This is a genomic window from Nonomuraea sp. bgisy101 (assembly GCF_057708945.1).
Genome location: NZ_JBYITD010000005.1, coordinates 121,733 through 140,007 on the forward strand (window position 1 = coordinate 121,733; position 18,275 = coordinate 140,007).

At 71.4% G+C, this 18,275-nt stretch carries 11 protein-coding genes and 1 pseudogene; 6 read left to right on the forward strand and 6 right to left on the reverse strand.

All coding sequences use genetic code 11. From position 1 onward, the window contains the following. Positions 1-235 precede the first annotated feature (235 nt). From AC3EO4_RS11245 to fdhF, 4 genes are all read left to right on the forward strand, one after another. Complete coding sequence (locus AC3EO4_RS11245; RefSeq protein ID WP_488186337.1) at positions 236-2,524, forward strand: phosphoketolase family protein; 2,289 nt, start codon at positions 236-238, stop codon at positions 2,522-2,524. Beyond that, entirely contained in the window at positions 2,521-3,666 is a 1,146-nt protein-coding gene (locus AC3EO4_RS11250; RefSeq protein WP_379568527.1) for an acetate/propionate family kinase, read from the forward strand. The genes AC3EO4_RS11245 and AC3EO4_RS11250 overlap by 4 nt, the downstream gene beginning before the upstream one ends. A 284-nt stretch (positions 3,667-3,950) precedes the next feature. Then, positions 3,951-5,555, forward strand: a complete 1,605-nt coding sequence (locus AC3EO4_RS11255; protein ID WP_431895228.1) for an NAD(P)H-dependent oxidoreductase subunit E — start codon at positions 3,951-3,953, stop codon at positions 5,553-5,555. Continuing rightward, the gene (gene fdhF, locus AC3EO4_RS11260; RefSeq protein ID WP_431895229.1) at positions 5,552-8,233 is read left to right on the forward strand and encodes a formate dehydrogenase subunit alpha; all 2,682 of its coding nucleotides are present in this window, start codon (positions 5,552-5,554) and stop codon (positions 8,231-8,233) included. Before AC3EO4_RS11255 ends, fdhF begins: the two co-directional genes overlap by 4 nt. A 6-nt stretch (positions 8,234-8,239) precedes the next feature. On the opposite strand, the gene AC3EO4_RS11265 is transcribed toward fdhF, so the two are convergent. Both AC3EO4_RS11265 and AC3EO4_RS11270 read right to left on the reverse strand, forming a co-directional pair. Further along, positions 8,240-9,091 carry a universal stress protein gene (locus AC3EO4_RS11265; RefSeq protein WP_379568521.1) on the reverse strand — a complete coding sequence of 284 codons (852 nt, stop codon included), beginning with the start codon at positions 9,089-9,091 and terminating at the stop codon, positions 8,240-8,242. A gap of 332 nt (positions 9,092-9,423) precedes the next feature. Beyond that, positions 9,424-9,702 (reverse strand): hypothetical protein, encoded by a 279-nt coding sequence (locus AC3EO4_RS11270; RefSeq protein ID WP_431895231.1) that lies wholly within the window; start codon positions 9,700-9,702, stop codon positions 9,424-9,426. A gap of 134 nt (positions 9,703-9,836) precedes the next feature. On the opposite strand from AC3EO4_RS11270, the pseudogene AC3EO4_RS11275 reads away from it, so the two are divergent. Both AC3EO4_RS11275 and AC3EO4_RS11280 read left to right on the forward strand, forming a co-directional pair. Further along, positions 9,837-10,216 (forward strand): annotated as a pseudogene (locus AC3EO4_RS11275) (agmatine deiminase family protein); the annotation flags it as partial. A gap of 42 nt (positions 10,217-10,258) precedes the next feature. Beyond that, complete coding sequence (locus tag AC3EO4_RS11280; protein WP_431895232.1) at positions 10,259-10,375, forward strand: agmatine deiminase family protein; 117 nt, start codon at positions 10,259-10,261, stop codon at positions 10,373-10,375. Between the two features lie 29 nt (positions 10,376-10,404). Here AC3EO4_RS11280 and AC3EO4_RS11285 read toward each other — a convergent pair whose 3' ends face one another. The 4 genes from AC3EO4_RS11285 to lanKC (AC3EO4_RS11300) all read right to left on the reverse strand — a co-directional run bounded on the left by AC3EO4_RS11285 (position 10,405) and on the right by lanKC (AC3EO4_RS11300) (position 17,988). Next, complete coding sequence (locus AC3EO4_RS11285; RefSeq protein WP_431895234.1) at positions 10,405-11,364, reverse strand: LLM class flavin-dependent oxidoreductase; 960 nt, start codon at positions 11,362-11,364, stop codon at positions 10,405-10,407. Further along, a complete protein-coding gene (locus tag AC3EO4_RS11290; RefSeq protein WP_431895235.1) occupies positions 11,361-12,638 on the reverse strand; it encodes an MFS transporter in 1,278 nt (425 codons plus the stop codon). Before AC3EO4_RS11290 ends, AC3EO4_RS11285 begins: the two co-directional genes overlap by 4 nt. A gap of 8 nt (positions 12,639-12,646) precedes the next feature. Beyond that, positions 12,647-15,235 (reverse strand): class III lanthionine synthetase LanKC, encoded by a 2,589-nt coding sequence (gene lanKC / locus AC3EO4_RS11295; RefSeq protein WP_431895236.1) that lies wholly within the window; start codon positions 15,233-15,235, stop codon positions 12,647-12,649. A gap of 185 nt (positions 15,236-15,420) precedes the next feature. Beyond that, positions 15,421-17,988, reverse strand: coding sequence for a class III lanthionine synthetase LanKC (lanKC, locus tag AC3EO4_RS11300; protein WP_431895237.1), 2,568 nt, complete (start codon positions 17,986-17,988; stop codon positions 15,421-15,423). Positions 17,989-18,275 lie beyond the last annotated feature (287 nt).

An 18,275-nucleotide genomic window follows, 5' to 3' on the forward strand; every position in this document is an offset into this window, starting at 1 on the left:
TGGTGGTCGGCGTGAAGGAGCAGGGCCGAAGGTCCTTTGACGTCTGCCGGTGGGCCCTTCGTAGCCTCGGGAAGGCACCACGAGGGCGTACCCAAGTCCCGGCGCGGAGAGGTCAGGCTGACATCTGTGGCGCAGGAGGAATCAGCCGTGCGAATCGGCATAGGACCTGCCGATCGAGGACCAAGGTCCCTATCGGCGCGGTGATAGATCATGGAACGTCGGGCATATGACGGCAATGCAGCGAATCGACGCCTACTGGCGTGCGGCCAACTACCTGTCCGTGGGCCAGATCTACCTGCTCGACAACCCGTTGCTCACAGAACCGCTCAGGCCCGAGCACATCAAACCACGCCTGCTCGGCCACTGGGGCACCACGCCCGGGCTGAACTTCTGCTTCGCGCACCTCAACCGGATCATCGCCGAGCGCGACCAGGACATGATCTACATCGCCGGCCCAGGACACGGTGGTCCCGCGGCGGTCGCGCATGCCTGGCTGGAGGGTTCCTACTCCGAGCGCTACCCGGAGGTTTCGCAGGACGCCGAGGGCATGCGCAGGCTGTTCCGCCAGTTCTCCTTCCCCGGTGGCGTCCCCAGCCACGTCGCCCCGGAGACGCCGGGCTCCGTTCACGAGGGTGGCGAACTCGGCTACTCCCTCGCCCACGCCTACGGCGCGGCCTTCGACAATCCGGACCTGGTGGTGGCCTGCGTCGTCGGTGACGGTGAGGCCGAGACGGGGCCGCTGGCGGCAAGCTGGCATTCCAACAAGTTCCTCGACCCCCGCCGCGACGGCGTCGTCCTGCCCATCCTGCACCTGAACGGCTACAAGATCGCCAACCCGACCGTCCTGGCCAGGATCCCGGAAGAGGAGCTGGTCAAGCTCATGGAGGGGTACGGCTACCGCCCCCATCTCGTCGGCCCCGCCCACCAGGAGATGGCGCGGGTGCTGGACGAGGTCTTCGACCAGATCGCCGCCTACAAGGACGGCAGGGAGCGCAGGCTTCCGATGATCGTCCTGCGGACACCGAAGGGCTGGACCGGGCCTCACACGGTGGACGGTGTGCAGATCGAAGGGACGTGGCGAGCCCACCAGGTGCCGCTCGCACAGGTCCGCGAGAACCCGGCGCACCTGGCGATGCTGGAGGAGTGGATGCGCTCCTACCGGCCGGAGGAACTGTTCGACGCCGAGGGCCGGCCGGTGCCCGACGTGTTGCGGAGCCTGCCGGACAGGTCGCTGAGGATGAGCGCCAGCCCGCACGCCAACGGCGGGGAGATCCTGCGCCCGCTGGTGCTGTCGGACTTCCGCGACCACGCGGTCGAGGTGAAGGCGCCCGCGACGCAGTCGAGCGAGCCGACACGCGTCCTGGGCGGCTTCCTGCGCGACGTGATCGCCGCGAACCCGCAGAGCTTCCGCCTGATGGGCCCGGACGAGACGGCCTCCAACCGGCTCTCGGCCGTCTTCGAGGCCACCGACCGGGCCTGGAACGCCGCACTGGAGCCGACCGACGAGCACCTGGCTCCGGGCGGGCGGGTCATGGAGGTGCTGTCGGAGCATCTGTGCCAGGGCTGGCTGGAGGGTTATCTGCTGACCGGCAGGCACGGGCTGTTCAACTGCTACGAGGCGTTCATCCACATCATCGACGCCATGTTCAACCAGCACGCCAAGTGGCTGGAGTCGTCGAAGAAGATCCCGTGGCGGCGCCCGGTGGCCTCGCTGAACTACCTGCTGTCCTCGCACGTGTGGCGGCAGGACCACAACGGTTTCAGCCACCAGGACCCCGGCTTCCTCGACGTGGTGGTCAACAAGAAGGCCGACGTGGTGCGCGTCTACCTGCCGCCGGACGCCAACACGCTGCTGTCGGTGACCGACCACTGCCTGCGCTCCCGCGACTACGTCAACGTGATCGTCGCGGGCAAGCAGCCGGTGCTCGACCTGTTCACCTCGGACGAGGCCATCGCCCACTGCACCCGCGGCCTCGGCATCCTGCCCTGGGCCTCCACCGACGAAGGCAGGGAACCCGACGTCGTGATGGCCTGTGCGGGCGACGTGCCCACGCTGGAGACGCTGGCCGCGACCGCCATCCTGCGCGAGCGCCTGCCCGAGCTGAAGGTCCGCGTGGTCAACGTGGTGGACCTCATGCGGCTCCAGCAGCCGTCCGAGCACCCGCACGGGATGTCCGACGCCGAGTTCGACGCACTGTTCACCACCGACAAGCCGGTCATCTTCAACTACCACGGCTACCCCTGGCTGATCCACCGGCTCACCTACCGCCGGCACGGCCACCACCACCTCCACGTGCGCGGCTACAAGGAGGAAGGCACCACGACCACGCCCTTCGACATGGCCATGCTCAACGACATCGACCGCTACCACCTGGTCATGGACGTCATCGACCGCGTCGAAGGTCTCGGCGCCGCCCAGGCGCATCTGCGCCAGGAGATGGCCGACACCCGGCTGAAGGCTCGTGCCCACACCCGCGAGTACGGCGAGGATCTGCCCGAGATCCGCGATTGGACCTGGGCATGAGCGTCCTGGTGCTGAACACGGGCTCCTCCACCGTCAAGTACGAGCTGATCGACGTGCAGACCGGCGAACGCCGGGCCAAGGGCCTGGTCGAGCGCATCGGCGAGGAGGAAGGGCGGTTCACCCACGACAGCGGGACCGTCAAAGGCTGCTTCGCCGACCACGAGGCCGCGCTGAAGGCGATCCTGCAGGTCCTCGGCGACATCTCGCCGGAGGCCGTGGGCCATCGCGTGGTCCACGGCGGGGAGCGCTTCCGCGCAGCGGTGGTCGTGGACGAGGAGGTGATCGCCGCCGTCGAACGGCTCGCTCCGCTTGCTCCGCTGCACAACCCGGTCAACGTCACCGGCATCAGGGTGGCCCAGCGCGCCTTCCCCCGCGTGCCCCAGGTCGCGGTGTTCGACACCGCCTTCCACCACACGCTCCCGCCGCACGCCGCCACCTACGCCGTGCCGCGCGAGTGGCACGTGCGCCGCTTCGGCTTCCACGGCACCTCATGTGCCTACGTGGCCGAACGGGCCGCCGCCCTGCTCGGCAGCGACCTCTCCGAGGTCAACCTGATCGTCCTGCACCTGGGCAACGGCGCCAGCGCCACCGCCATCCAGGCAGGGCGCAGCGTCGACACCTCCATGGGGCTGACGCCCATGGAGGGCCTGGTGATGGGCACCCGCTCCGGCGACGTCGACCCGGGCCTGGCCGGATACCTCGCCAGGACCCGAGGTGTCGACGCCGACGAGGCGCTCACCAGGGACAGCGGCCTGCTCGCGCTGGCAGGCGTGGCCGACATGCGTGCCGTACGGCAGCGCGCCGAGGACGGCGACGAGGATGCCCGCCTCGCCCGTGAGGTCTACTGCCATCGGATCCGCAAATACGTCGGCGCCTACTACGCGGTGCTCGGCAGGGTGGACGCGATCGCCTTCACCGGGGGAGTGGGCGAGCACGACTCCGGCGTGCGCGCGCTGTCCATGACCGGGCTCGACCGCCTGGGCATCACCATCGACCCTGGACGCAACGAAGCGCCGTCGAACGATGAGCGGGCGGTCTCCGCCGCGGACAGTGAAGTCGCCGTCCTGGTCGTCCCTACCGACGAGGAATGGGAGATCGCCCGCCAGACCGTCGCGGCGATCACAGGCGTGTCGGCCCGGTGACGCCGGCGATTCGGGTCCGACGTGGCCACGTCGGCCACGTCGGCCACGTCGGCCACGTCGGCCACGTCGGCCACGTCGGCCACGTCGGCACGTCGGTCACGACGTGCTCGGCGGCCGTGCCGGTTAGGCGGCCAGGCCTTGTCGATCGGCTTACCCGATGATGACCTGCGCGCGAGCGTCGTTCCGAACCTTCTGTGGTCATGATGGGGACCATGAGGTCGGATGGGCGTTTTGACGCGTTTCGTGCGTTGGCCGCCCGGCGTGGGCGTCCTGGCATTCGGCTCGTGGAGTCCCTGTCCGAGACGGTGAAGAGCAGGCCGGAGGGTCCCGGGGCGTGGGTGTCCGAGATCGCCGAACGCTTCGGGTTGCCGGCCGCGGAAGTGCTCGGGCCGGCCACCTTCTACGCCGACCTGGTCGCCCGGCACGGCCGCCGTCATGTGCGGGTCTGCACCGCCGCCTCCTGCTTCGCCGCCGACGCGGGCCGGCACGTGCCCGAGGTGGAGAACGCGCTGGGCGTCGCCGCCGACTCGGCCGGCCCCGACGGGGAGGCGTCGCTGCAGTCCGTGCGCTGCCTCGGCTACTGCTACGCGAGCCCCGCGTGCCTGGACGGTGACACGCCCTGCACGGGGCCGGCGCTCGCCGATCAGCTTGCCGGCCGTGCGGAACCACAGGCGCCGCCGATCCCCGCCGCCGACGCCACCGGCGATCCGATCGTGCTGGCCGGCGTCGTGGCAGGGGAGGCCGCCTGGCGGGTGTGGCCGGAGGTCGTGCGCGCGGCCACGCCGGAGCAGGTCCGTGCCGAGGTGGCGGCCTCCGGGCTGCGCGGGCGCGGTGGCGCGGGGTTCAGGGTGGCCGCCAAGTGGGCCGCCGCGCTCGGGCAACCCGACCCGGTGGTGGTGGCCAACGGCGACGAGGGCGATCCGGGATCGTACGCCGACCGGCTGCTGATGGAGGAGGATCCGGGGCGGGTGCTGGAAGGACTGGCCCTGGCCTGCTTCGCCTGCCGAGCCCGCCGCGGGATCGTCCTGGTGCGTTCCGAGTACCCGCGGGCGCTGGCACGGATGCGGGCCGCCGCCGAGCAGGCACGCGCCGACGGGCATCTGGGGCGAGGAGTCCACGGGGGAGACGTCGAGCTGGACATCGAGGTCGTCGAGGGAGCCGGATCGTACGTCGCGGGCGAGGAGACCGCCCTGATCGCGGGGCTCGAAGGCGGGCGCGGAACCGCGCGCCCCCGCCCGCCGTACCCGACACAGCAGGGCTTGTGGGACGCGCCGACCGTGGTCAACAACGTCGAGACACTCGCCGCGGTTCCGTGGATCGTACGGCAGGGCGGGCACGCCTACGCCCGGCGCGGTACCAGGTCAGAGGCCGGCACGAAGCTGGTGTGCCTCTCGGAGAGGTTCGCCAGGCCCGGCTGCTACGAGGTCGAACTCGGCACGCCGGTGGCCGCGATCGTCACCGAGCTGGGCGGCGGCCTGCGGGATGGCGCCGAGCTGAGCGTCCTGCAGGTGGGCGGGCCGCTGGGCGGGTTTCTCGCCCCGAGCCGGCTGGATGTGCCGTTGACCGACGCCGATCTGGCCGCCCATGGTGCCGCGCTGGGCCATGCCGGGCTGGTCGCCTTCGACGAGCGCCTCGAACCGGAGCAGGTGCTGCGGCACGTGTGGGAGTTCGCCGCCGCCGAGAGCTGCGGGGCCTGCTCTCCCTGCGGGGTCGGTTCCCTGCGAGGTCTGGAGCTGGTGACGGGCCGCCCGCCGACCGGGCAAGAGTATGCGCGGCTGCTGCGGGTGATGGAGGGCGCCAGCCTGTGCGCCTTCGGCAGGCGGGTTCCCGCCGCGGTGCGCAGCCTGGTGCGCGCCTACGGTGAGCGGCTGCGGGGGTGGGACGCGTGAGAGTCACCGTTGACGGGATGGTGGTCTCGCTGGCCGACGACGGTGCGTCCCTGCTCGACGCGGTGCGGGCGGCCGGCGTCGAGCTGCCCACCCTGTGCCATGACGATCGCATGAGCCCTGCGGGCTCATGCCGTATCTGCCTGGTGAGATCCGGCGGCACCGTGGTGGCCGCCTGCGTGACCCCGGCCGTTGACGGCGCCGTCGTGGAAGTCGCCACGGAGGACGTGGCGACGCTGCGCCGCGAGTCGCTGGAGCTGATCGTCTCGGCCTTGCCGCCCTCCGCTCTGGACGGCGCGGAGGACGGCACGACCGAGCTCGCCCGGGTCTGCGACTCGCTGGGAATCCCGCCCGAGACGGCCAGGGGACGGGGCGGCCGGGGCCGTGACGACAGCCACCCCTACGTCCACCTCGACCGGGATCTGTGCATCGCCTGCGGGCGATGCGTGCGGATGTGCGCCGAGGTGCAGGGCACCTTCGCCCTGACACTCGTCGGCCGGGGCTCCGACACGGTGGTCGCGCCCGGCACCGGCGGATCGTGGGCCGAGTCCGACTGCGTGTCCTGCGGCGGCTGCGTCGACACCTGTCCCACCGGGGCGCTGACCGAGCCGGGACTGCCGATCGGCGGCGCGAAGCCCATCGCCACGCGGACTCGCACGACGTGCGGCTACTGCGGCGTCGGCTGCTCACTGGAGGTGCTCACCAGGGACGGCGAGGTGGCTGCGGTCCTGCCCGACCGTGACGGCCCGCTCAACCGCGGCCACGCCTGCGTCAAGGGCCGCTTCGCCCACGGCTTCCTCCACTCGCCCGAACGACTCACCCGGCCCCTGCTGCGGCGCGGCGGCCGCCTGGAGCCGGTGAGCTGGGCCGAGGCGCTCGACCACGTGGCCCGCGGCCTGCGGGACGCTATCGCCGCGGGCGGCCCCGACGCGGTGGCGGCCATCTCCTCCGCGCGGGCGACGAACGAAGAGAACTACCTGATCCAGAAGTTCATGCGGGTCGCGATCGGCACCAACAACGTCGACAACTGCTCCCGGCTGTGCCACGCCCCCTCCGCCGCCGGGCTGACCGCCGCGTTCGGACTGTCAGGCGGCACCGACAGCTTCGACGACGTCGAGAAGGCCGACTGCCTGCTGGTGGTGGGCGCGAACCCGGTCGAGGCCCACCCTGTGGTCGGAGCGCGCCTGCTCCAGCGGGTCCTGCGAGGCTCACGCCTGATCGTCGCCGACCCGCGCTCGGTCGGCCTGGCCCGCCACGCCGACGTGCATCTGCGCCCCAGGCCCGGCACCAACGTCGCCCTGTTCCACGGGCTGGCGCACGTGCTTCTCACCGAAGACCTGGTCGACGCGGAGTTCCTGCGCCACCGCGCGGACGGACTGGCGGAACTCACCGCACTGCTCGCCGACTACCCGCCTGAGCGGGTGGCCGCCGTCACCGGCGTCCCCGTCGGCGAGCTGGTCGCCGCGGCCCGCCTCTACGGGCGCGCCGAACAGCCGGCGATCGTCTACGGGCTGGGCGTCACCGAGCACCTCCACGGCACCGACGGGGTGCGAGCCCTGGCCAACCTGGCGATCCTGCGCGGTGCGGTCGGGACCGACCACGGCTTCGGGGTCAACCCGCTGCGCGGTCAGAACAACGTCCAGGGTGCCTCCGACATGGGTGCTCTGCCCGACCTCCTGCCCGGATACGGCAAGGTCATCGATCCGGCCGCCCGGGTCAGAGCCGAGACCGTGTGGGGTGTTCCCGTCCCTGACCGGCCGGGCCTGCGCATCCCGGAGATGTTCGCGGCCGCGCGCGAGGGCACGCTGAGGGCGCTGTGGGTCATCGGCGAGGACGTGTGCACCACGGACCCCGACGCCACCCGCGTCGCCGAGGCGCTGGAGGCCTGCCCGCTCGTCGTCTGCAACGAACTGTTCCTGTCCGAGACCGCCCAGCGCGCCGACGTCGTCCTGCCGGTCGCCTCCTGGCTGGAGAAGGACGGAACCTTCGTCAACTTCGACCGCCGCTTCCAGCGGGTGCGCCCCGCTCTCGACCCACCGGGACAGGCTCGCACCGACTTCGCCGCCGTCCACGCTCTCGCGGCGGTCCTCGGCGTCGACCTCGGCTGCCGAACGCCCGCAGCCGCCTTGGCCGAATGCGGGCGGCTCGCGCCCATCTTCGGCGGACTGTCCCACGAGCGCCTGGACCGCGAGGGCGCCATTCCGTGGCCGTGCCAGGACCCCGGCCACCCGGGGGAGGCGAAACTCTACCGAAAGCGGTTCGCCACCCCTGACGGACTCGCCCACCTGTCCGCCTGCCCCTATCTGCCACCGGGCGAGACGCCCGACGACGACTACCCCCTCATCCTGGTCACCGGACGCCGATGGGCGCACTACAACTCCGGCAGCATGACCCGCCGTACCGGCAACATCCGGCTCGACCCGGTGGACCGGCTCGATCTGCACCCCGCCGACGCGGCCAGGCACGGCTTGCACGACGGCGACCCCGTCACGGTCGAGAGCCGCCACGGCCGCGCCGCGCTCACCGCTCGGGTCAGCGACGAGATGGCACCAGGACAGGTCTTCTGCGCCTTCCACTTCCCGTCCAGCGGGGTGAACACCCTGACCTCCGACCGGGCGGACACCGTGACGTCGTGCCCCGAGTACAAGGTCACCGCCGTGCGCCTGCGGCCCCTGGCGTAACCCTTCTCAGGGCCGGACCACGATGACCGCCGCGCTCGCGTGGTGCAGGACGGCATGGACGGTCCCGCCCAGATCGAGGATGCCGCCATGCGCTCCGACGATGACGAGGTCGACCTCTCTCGACGCCTCGACCAGGGCCTTCGCCGCGTGCTCGTGCACGACCTGCTCGCTGACCGTGACGTCGGGGAACTTCTCCCGCCAACCGGCGACAGCCTCGGCGAGGAGGCGCGCTTCCTCCTGTCCGATGCCTTCGACGTCGTACACGAGCGGCTGCATGTCCCCCGGCGCGCGCGTGGCCGGATGCACCCAGGCGTGCACGGCACGCAAGGTCGCGCGGCGCAACGCGGCCTCGCGGAAGGAGAAGTCGAGGAGTCGCTCCTGACCCCGGCCTTCCGCGATGCCGACAGCGATCTCACCGCGGTCGCCGGCCGGCGACCGCCGGATGACGGCCACCGGACAGGGGGATCGGGCGGCGACGTGCCTGCTCACGGAGCCCAGCAGCAATTCGGCGAATCCGCCGCGCCCCCGGCTCCCCACGACGATCAGCTCCGCCCCCTCCGCGGCGGCCACGAGCGCATCCTGCGCCCCGCCGTCGAGGATCTCGGTGGTGACCTCCAGCTTGGGCCTGCCGGCTCGCGCCTCCTGGGCCGCCTGACGGAGCATCTCCCCGACCGCGGCCTCCGCGTCCACCGTCCAGGAGGGCGGTTGCGGGATGAGCGGGACATCGTAGGTCCATCGCGACGTGGCGTGCACGAGACGAAGGGGAGCGCCACGAATCACGGCCTCCTCTGCCGCCCACCTGACCGCCTGAAGGGAAGGCGCCGATCCGTCGACGCCCGCGATGATCGCTCTCGTCATGATTGCCACCTCGCATGTTTCCGCGCCGGAGCATGACGACCTGACGCCGCCAGACGGCATCGTCTCGGGGCTGCCACAGGCGGTGACCGGTACCGCGCTCACCGCGTCAGCGGCGAGGACCTCAGCGATGTCCCTGAACGGGCGCTCCCGTTGACCCACGAGACGTCACGCACCGTGACACGCATGGCCGATGCCCCTACCGTCCCCGTCATTCCACACGTCGAGCGATTTCTCCGATAGGGGCGAAAGTCCTCACGGTGCCCGCCGCAGCGCGAGGTGTCGTCCGTGTCCCGCGCACCACCAGGACCCGCTCGTCGGGCCGGCGATGGTCGTCATCGCCTGCCCAGCTCCGCGGTGACGGCGCCTTCCACCAGCTCCCGGGCACGGTCCAGGGTTGCGGAGGAGCTCAGCGGCTCGCGCAGGTCGGGGTCGAACACCGCGCTCGCCCGCAGCTCACCCCACGCCGCGCTGTTCTCCCGGACCGTGGGGGTGTCCTGCAGCTCCAGGAGCAGGAGCAGTTCGAGCTGGGCGCGGGGATCCTCGCCGATCTCCCTCGCCTCGTCGGTGTACCGGCCGGCCCGCTCGTTGACGAACTCCAGGGTTCGGCGCATCAGCCCGGCCCGGTCGCCGAAGTGTTAGTAGATGAGCGCGGTCGACACTCCGGCCTCCGCGGCCAGCTTCTCCACGCGTAGCCCACGAGATCGTGCGGATGCCTGCCGAATGGGCCGCACACGACGGATGCCTCATGGCCTGGCCGACCAGGGACGAGCTGTGGAAGGACCTGCTCGGACAGGCGCGGGAGGAGTACGCCGCCGTCGCTCGGGCCATCGCGCGGTTCGAGCCCGTGACGATGGTCGCGCTGCCCGGCCAGGGAGAGCAGGCGCGCGCCCTGTGCGGCGACGCGGTCGAGGTGGTCGAGCTGCCCATCGACGACTCGTGGCTGCGCGACTCCGGGCCGATCTTCGTGCTCGGCCGCGACGGCGCCCGCGCCGCGGTGGACTTCCGCTTCAACTCCTGAGGCGGCAAGCACCACCCGTGGGACCAGGACGGTCGGATCAGCGCGCTGTTGCTGGAGCGTCTCGGTGTCGACCGCGTCGAGTCCCGCATGATCCTGGAGGGCGGCGCGATCACCGTCGACGGTGAGGGCACCCTGATCACCACCGAGCAGTGCCTCCTGCACCCGAATATCCCCGACGCGAGATCGTCCAGATGCCCGTCGACACCCTCGGCGAGGGTGGCGGCGGCATCCACTGCTCCACCCAGCAGATGCCCAAGCGCGCCTGAAGGTGTACCCGGGCAAGATCAGGCGATGCTCAGGCGACCTCCTCCAAGATCATGTGGAGTTCCCGCAACGCCGTCGTCTCGCCGTACCGCACATGCACGCCGGAGAGATTCACAGCGATCTCGTCGGCGCCGGCGTCGGCATGTCGGCGCAGTTGCTCGCGGACGTCGGCGAGCCCGCCGCCGACGAACGCGCCGCCCTTGATCAACGCCGTCGCCGCGGCGCGGGGGTCGGCGGTGTCGATGTCGATACCGCACCTTCGCAGCATCGCGGCGTAGTGCGGCAGGCGGAGGTGGCTGGAATGGCCGGCGATCACCAGATCGGGCAGGTCGCGTCCGTCTGTGTCGAGGGCCACAGGGACGAGGGACACCAGGCGGGGTATCGGACGTCCGGCCGCCTCGGCGCCCTCGCGAAGCGCGGGGACGATCACGTCCCGGAGATGGGCGGCGGGGACCAGCCAGGTGATGGCCACGTCGGCCAGTTCGCCGGCGACCCGGGCCATCGCCGGTCCGAGCACCCCCACGCCGACTTCGACCGGCGGGCTCGGGACGGGTCGCAGGGCGAAGCGGCACGAGAAGTACTCCCCCTCGTGCTCGACCCTCTCCCCGGCCAGCAGCCCGCGCATGATGGTCAGGTACTCGCGCGTGGCGGTCAGCGGGCTCCGATACGGCATGCCGAGCAAGGCGTGCTGGAGGGCCTCGGCGCCCGGACCGTAACCGGCGACGACCGGGTGGCCCATGGTCATCGCCAGCGTCTGGGCGAGTTGCGCCGCGGTGGCGGGGTGACGGTTCGGCATGAGCAGCACGCCCGTCCCGACCGGGACGCGGAAACCTGACGCCGCCGCGAACACGAAGGTCTGGTTCGGATCGCTGATGTCGGCCTGTCCCTGCCACAGGCGGTGCGCCTTGCTCCATTGGGTGAGCGCGGCGTAGGGCAGGATCTGCTGGGGACGCGCAGGGGCGAACGGCATCATGATGGAGTAGGTGGTCATGCGCGACCGCCTGGGGCAGGCGCGTCGGGATCGGGGGACCCGGCCGCGGCCTCCGGCGCCGGGACCTTCAGCCGGGCCAGCAGGAGCGTCAGGGCCCACAGCAGCCCGGCGAAGATCAGCAGGCCTGTGCCGCCGGACAGGCGGTCGAGCATCAGGCCGGCCATGGTCGGGCCGAGTGCCGCGGCGAACTGAGTGAGGTGGAAGACACTGTTCACCCGTCCCTGGAAGTCGTCGGGCGTCCGCAGCAGCCGGGTCGTGGTCAGGACGCTTCCGGCGATGGACATGACGACCATGGCCAGGGCGAGCAGGGCGGCCAGGGCGATCCGGTCGCGGGCGGTGGTCATGACCACGACCAGGCAACCGGTGACCGCGGTGGCGCCCATGACGAGTCGTACGGGCGGGAACCTGTCTCCGGCGATGGGGGCGAGCACGGTGCCGACCAGGGCTCCTGCGGTGGCGGCGGACACGATGAAGCCGACTGACGGCCCGCTCGCGCCGCGCTGCGCGTTGACCAGGATGACCAGCAGCAGGATGCCCTGGAGGATCAGGCCGAGCGCCATGGTCGTCAGCAGGCAGGTCCGCTGGAGCCTCTCCCTCCACACGAATCGGAATCCGGCGGTGAGGTCGTTCAGGAACCGGGATCCGGTGGCCGGGGTGGCTCGCAGGGACCTGCGCACCGCGAACACGCACACCCCGGATATGACGAACGAGCAGGCGTTGAACCAGAACGGGGTACTGGGCGACACGCTGAACAGGAAGCCGCCGGCGATCGGGCCGATCAGATTCGCGGCCTGGATACGCCCCAGCGTCACCGACACGGCCGCGGACAGCCGTGACCCGGGAACGAGCTGGCGGAGCGAGGCGAGGACCGCGGCGTTGGACGGTGCGCCGAGGAAACCCAGGACGACGCCCACACTCAAGAGGATCCAGACCGGTGGGCGGCCATCGAGCGAGGCGAGGGCCAGCGCGGCACTGGCCAGCGCGCGTCCCGCATCGCAGATCATCAGGACGGTGCCCCGGTCGAAGCGGTCCACGATCGGACCGGCCGGCACACATGCGAGGCCGAGCGACGCCGCCCAGACGGCCTCGACCGCGCCGACCCACAGCGTCGAGCCGGTCGAGTGCAGGACTGTCAGCGGCAGCACCATGCCCGCCGCAGCCGTGCCCACCTGCGACAGGCCGTTCCCGCTCGACATGATCAGGAAGTCGCGGTTGCCGGACAGCCGCCCGTCCGCGCCACCTGCCGGGCGCCTCGACGTCAGCCGCCGGGTCAACGGCCGAGTCAACGGGCCGGGCTCGCCGTCAGAGGGGCCGTACCGGCCCAGGCCGGCGGGACGCCGCCCAGTCCGAGCGCGCCGTGGACGGCAAGGAGCACACCCGCCGTCCCGGTGCCCAGGTCCATGGACAGCCGGGTGAGGTCGCCCGATGGGAAGGCGAGGTGCCGGTGGAAGCGGACCGCGTGCCAGCCGAGGTGACGAAGGTGCGTGTCGACCGCGGGATCGACGTCGGCGCCGGACAGATGCGCCAGGACGGCCAGGACTCCCGAACGCCCCTCGAGAAGCCCGGCAGACAGCATCAGATCCGTCCCCAGCCCGGCGCGGACGGCGTCGAGGACGTGGCGGTAGTGATCGTCATCCGCCCGGTAGGCGAGGTACTCCCGTAGCGCGACCGCGATGCCGGCGCTTCCCCTCGCGAGGCTCAGATGCCACTCGGTCCCCTCTCGTACGTGGAGGCATCCGTCGGCCGGGACGCCGCAGTGGGCGATGTCCCTGGCCAACGCGGTCGAGGCGGCGTCGAGATAGCGCACCTGCCCGGTCACCCCGTACAGGCGGGTGAGCAGCAGCGCGACGCCCGACCAGCCGTGCATGAGGCCGGGGCGGGTGATGGTGGCGACGTCGCTCACGTCTCCGTCGATCATGCGAGTCAGCCGGTCTGCGATCCGGGCCGCCTCCTCGTCCGGGCCGTCGCCGGCGAGCTGGTCGCGGAGGTGCAGGAGGCCGAGGCCGATTCCGGCGAGACCGCCGAACAGGCCGGCCGCGCTCCCGCGAAGGTCGATGCCACGCAGACGGCTCAGCGTGTCGAGGGCTTCCTCGTGCCGGCCCAGCTCGGCGAGGACGTAGGCGACTCCGGTCAGCCCGTCGCAGAGCCCCGCACGCGGCGTCTTGATGCGCCTGTTCGCGCGGATCAGCCAGTCGACGTGCTCCTCGAAACCGGGGTAGCCGGTACGTGCCGTGGCGTGCAGCGCGTAGAGGACACCCGCGGCGCCGAAGGCGAGGGTGGCTCCCTGCCCCTCGAACTGGCGGGGATCTCCGGGGAAGAGCCGGTCCTCGCGCCCTGGTGTCGCGCTGCAGACGATCGCGTCGCGCATCGCGTCCAGTATCGCCGGCCACTCCGGGGCGTCCCGGGTGGCCGGCCAGGACGGGGCGGGGAGATGCGATCGGCGGGCGCAGTCACCATGCCGGGACGCGGGCCGCACGCGCGCCGTGAACTCCGGAGGCGGGGCGAGACGTTCCCGCAGTCGGCGTCCGAAGCCTTCAGGCACGGGGAACAGCTCCTCGGCGGCGTCCACCAGGATGCCGATCTTGGCTGGATCCAACCGGATGAGCTGGGTGACGGGCAGGAACAGGGCCAGGCGCAGGCATTGCAGAGCGTAGTCGTCGGGATCGAATCCGGACCGTGCCCACGAGGCGGCGAAGCCCGCGGTGGCCAGGCCCGACGCGGGGTCGTCCGAGAGCTCGTGCGCCGTCTCGAAGTCGACCAGGCACACCCGGCCGTCGGGACGGACGATCACGTTGCCGGGCTGGAGGTCGCCGAAGACGATCCCCCTTTCGTGCAGGTCGGCCAGGGCCGACTCGACGCGCTCCAGGATGGTCAGCGCCCAGCACGCGTACTCGGCCCGGCTCGCCGCGGTGTGACCTGGGCGGCGCAGCGGGTGCCGCCGGGCGACGGCCTCCAGCAGGCTCTCGCCCTCGACGAACTCCTCCACGAGGAAGTGGTGTTCCCAGTGCACGCGGTGAGCGAGGACCTTGGGGACCACATCGACGTCGGGCAGCCGTTGCAGGACGGCCCGCGCGCGCAGCAGGCGGGTGACCGCGTCGTCCAGCCCGGCGTGCGGCCGAGCCTCACGGAGCACCACGGTACGGCCGGATTCCGGCTGTGTCGCGCGGTAGACGCCACCGGCGTTCGACAGGCGCAGGGCCTTCTCGACCCGGTAGGGGAACGGCTCCGAAGCGTCCCCGCGCCTCGCCTCGATCCTTGTCTCGATGAAACGGGGAACCGGTGCCCAGGACGGCAGCCGGAACGTGGGGCCGCGAAGGTCGGGCGTCAGGCGTCCGGCCGGGTCCCGGATGGCGGGCACGTGCTCGCCCTCGGCGGAAAGGCAGGTCTGGGGTTTGAACGCGCCATAGCGGACGTACAGCGGTCCGGCATCCCACCGCAGGTCGCTCAGCACGTACGGCCCCTCGGTGCCGGCGAGCAGCTCGGAAAGGTCGTTCAGGGCCCGTTCGAGGAGGTGTCCGGGCGGGTAGACGGTGATCAGCTTCCCGCTGGACCCGCGCGCGGCCACCTTGCTGTTGACGATCTGCATGATCTGCCTGCTGCGCAGGAACTTCAGACTCAATTCGTGCTCGAAGCAGTAGTCGCAGACCGCGTCGATCACGTGCGCCGCGTCGGTCGCGGTGGCCGAGACGTGGATCTTCCATCCCTGGTCCGGCAGGGTCGTACCCCGCTTGGCCAATTGCACCCAGCCGCCGCTTTCCACGCGTGTCCATCCGGCTCGTATGAGTGGCTGGAACCTGGTTCCGTCATCGTCGACGTTCTCCACGGTGTCGGCGAACAACGGGTCCGCCGCCAGAAACAGTTCGGCAAGCATTTCCCCTCCGAAGGCGATGGGCCGGTGCCGGCCGGCCGCGGTGAAAGGACCGGCCGGCACCGGAGACGCTTCCGACGTCAGGCGTCAGAAGGCGGTGTTGCTCGACGTCCAGCTCACGCAGTTGGACGGCACGGAGACGGTGTCCTCCTCCATCTCCTGCAGGGCAAGGATCTGCTCCACGGTTCTCACCTCCCTCCCTCCGTGGTGTCGGTTGTGGCCGTCCGCGAATCGAGGTGGGGGAGGAACCCCGTACGCTCCCCGAACGCGGCGTTGAGGGCGAGCAGAACGCCCGCGGATCCGGTTGCCAGATCCATGGCCAACCGGCGCATGCGGAAGCCGGGGAAGACCAGGTGTCCGCGGTGCAGCCGGGCGTGCCAGGCGAGCCGGCGGGCCTGGTCGGCGATGGCCGGGCCGTCCTCGGCGAAGCCGAGCTCGGCCAGCGTCGCGATCATGCCGGCGCGGCCGCGGAACAGTCCCGCGTTGTGGACGCAGGCCGGCTGGCACGCGCGCCTGATGCCCTCGAGCGCCGCTCGCAGATCGGGGGCCGGGCGGTGCCGGAGTTGGTTGCGCAGGACGAAGGCCAGACCGTTGCTCCCGCCGTGCAGGTATGTCAGGTAGCGGATGCCGTCGAACAGGTGCACCGTGCCGTCGGGACGGGTCACGCACCGGTCGAGGTCGTGCCGTAGGGCCAGGTCGGCCAGGTCCAGGTAGCGGGGCTCGCCGGTCTGTGCGTGCAGGTGCTGGAAGAGCAGGGCCGGCCCGGTCGGGCCGTGCAGCAGGCCGAACGGCTCCGGCCCGCCGGGGGTCGCAGGGAACCCGTCCCGCAGGCGTTCGGCGAGGTCGTCGCCCAGGCGTACGGCGCGGGCCCGCATCTCCTCGTCGCCGGTCACCCTGGCGAAATGCAGGAGGTTCAGCGCGATGCCCGCCAGGCCGCTGTTGAGGTTCGCCGAGCGCGCCGCCTCGTCCAGCGGCCGGGAACGGTCGATCACGGTGAGTGCCGTCTCGCGGTGACCGAGGTGGTCAAGGACGAACGCCACCCCGTGTAGCCCGTCGTAGAGGCCCGGCAGGGGAGCGGGATCGTCGAGGGCCGCCTTCGCCAGCCACTCGACGTACTCCTGCGGAATCTCGGCACCCGCCTGGCCAAGGGCGTAGAGCACCCCCGCCGCCCCGTACCCGAGCGGGTAGCCGCCGATCGTCGTGGGAGTCGTGGGCGTCCCAGGAAAGAGCCGGTCCCGCCGATGCGGGCTCGCGACCGCATGGATGCCGCGGACGAGAGAGTCGCGGATCCTCGGCCAGTTCGCCTCTGGCCGGTCCAGCGCATGCCCGGCGGAGTCGGGGTCGGAGCACCCCAGTACGTGCACCAGGTTCGCGCCGAAATCGGGCGGCACCGGGTAGTGCCGGGTGACGGCCTCGGCCAGCGTCCGCACCTTGGCCCGCTCGTGATACGGCAGTGGGAGGAACAGCCACAGCCGCATCCTGTTGATCAGATGTTCGTGCGCCGCTGCTCCGCGGACGCCTGCGGGGACGCAGAACTGCGGGTCGTCGGCCGCCGGAGGACGGTCATCGCCGAGCGATGTCGCCGACTCGAGATCAACCAGTGCTATGCGCCCGTCCGGGCGGATCACGACGTTCTCGGGGTCGAGCTCGCCCAGCCGAATCCCGCGACCGAGCAGTCCGTCCACCGCGTCGCGCAGCCTGTCCAGGATCTCCGTCGCCCATTTCGTGTACGTGGCGACGGCCCCGGACTCGCGTACGGCCTCCTGGTGAGTGAGCAACGGCAGGGTGGCGAGCACCGAAAGGTTCAGCGGCACGCCTTCGACGAATTCCTCGATCAGGAACCGGTGTTCGCCGAAGGTGCGGTAGTCGAGCAGTTCCGGCACGCATTCCAGGCCCGCGGCCTGCTCCAGCGCCGCGCGATGCCGGTCGAGCCGGGTCACCGCGTCCTCGCCGTGCTCGTCGAGACCCGCGTGCGGCCGGGCCTCCCGCAGGACGACCTGTGCGCCGGTCAGGCGATCCGCGCCCACATACGTGCCACCGGCGTTGGTGATCGCCAGGACGCGCTCGATGCGGTACGGGAGAGCGCCTCGGACGGTTTCGCGCATCGCTCGCAGATCCGCCTCCAGCACCTCCGGGACGGAGATCCAGTCAGGTGGACGGAACACCGGAGCGCTGTCCTCCACGACCGACCGGCCGTCCGGGCGGCGAAGTCCGCTCACCGGTTCGCCGTGCTCGTCGGTCTCGACGGCCGGGACGAATGAGCCGTACCGGCAATAGAGCGGGCCGGAGCCGTGCCGCAGCGCGCCCAGCACATAGGGGCCCGGCTGTCCTTTCACAAGAGCGTCCAGGTCGAGCAGCGCGGTCGTGAACCGCGCTTCGTCCGCGGGGAACAGCGTGATCAGCCGGCCGCTTCGCCTGCGGTCGGCGCGCTTGGCGTTCAGCGCGCGGGCGGCCAGGCGGCTGCGGATGCCCTCGAATCCGATCGAGTGATGCAGGCAGTACCCGCCCACGATCTCGAGCGTGCGCTCGACGAGATGCTCGGCGACCGAAACATGGATCATCCACCCCTGTTCGGGCTCTGCCTCGGCGGACGGATTCAGGCGAACCCACCACCCGTTCTCTTCACGCCGCCAGCCCGCGGGCACATCCGCCGAGAAGAAGGAGAGACGGCTGTCCCCGTCGGGAATCCTGTCCGGAGCCTCGAAGAAATCCGGATCGGCGACATAGAACCGGTCGTAGTCGTTGACGTGCTTCACAGCAATCTCCCGCCCTCGCCGCGGTGCCTCTCGGCCGCTCCCTGAGAATGGCGAAGACGGCAGGCGCCGAGGTATCCCCAAGCTTCGGGGTTGACATCGTCCGGCGCGGGCACGCCACCGTCCCGGCACGGCGCTCGCCGGGACCCGGGCGCGGCGGCTTCCGGTCCGCCGGAGGGCGGCGCCGAGTAGCGCGACCAGCGGGGACACCCTGAACGTGCCGACCGAGGGGAAGGCCGCTGGAGGCCGGGGCCGGCACGGGAGCTCCTGCACGGAGCTCGTCGTCGCCG

What these genes read in the sequence shown, in the direction of transcription:
- AC3EO4_RS11265 (WP_379568521.1), bottom strand. Translation starts at nt 9,091, where the DNA reads ATGACGAGAGCGATCATCGCGGGCGTCGACGGATCGGCGCCTTCCCTT.
- lanKC (WP_431895236.1), bottom strand. Translation starts at nt 15,235, where the DNA reads ATGCTTGCCGAACTGTTTCTGGCGGCGGACCCGTTGTTCGCCGACACC.
- AC3EO4_RS11270 (WP_431895231.1), bottom strand. Translation starts at nt 9,702, where the DNA reads ATGCGCCGAACCCTGGAGTTCGTCAACGAGCGGGCCGGCCGGTACACC.
- AC3EO4_RS11285 (WP_431895234.1), bottom strand. Translation starts at nt 11,364, where the DNA reads ATGACCACCTACTCCATCATGATGCCGTTCGCCCCTGCGCGTCCCCAG.
- AC3EO4_RS11250 (WP_379568527.1), top strand. Translation starts at nt 2,521, where the DNA reads ATGAGCGTCCTGGTGCTGAACACGGGCTCCTCCACCGTCAAGTACGAG.
- AC3EO4_RS11245 (WP_488186337.1), top strand. Translation starts at nt 236, where the DNA reads ATGCAGCGAATCGACGCCTACTGGCGTGCGGCCAACTACCTGTCCGTG.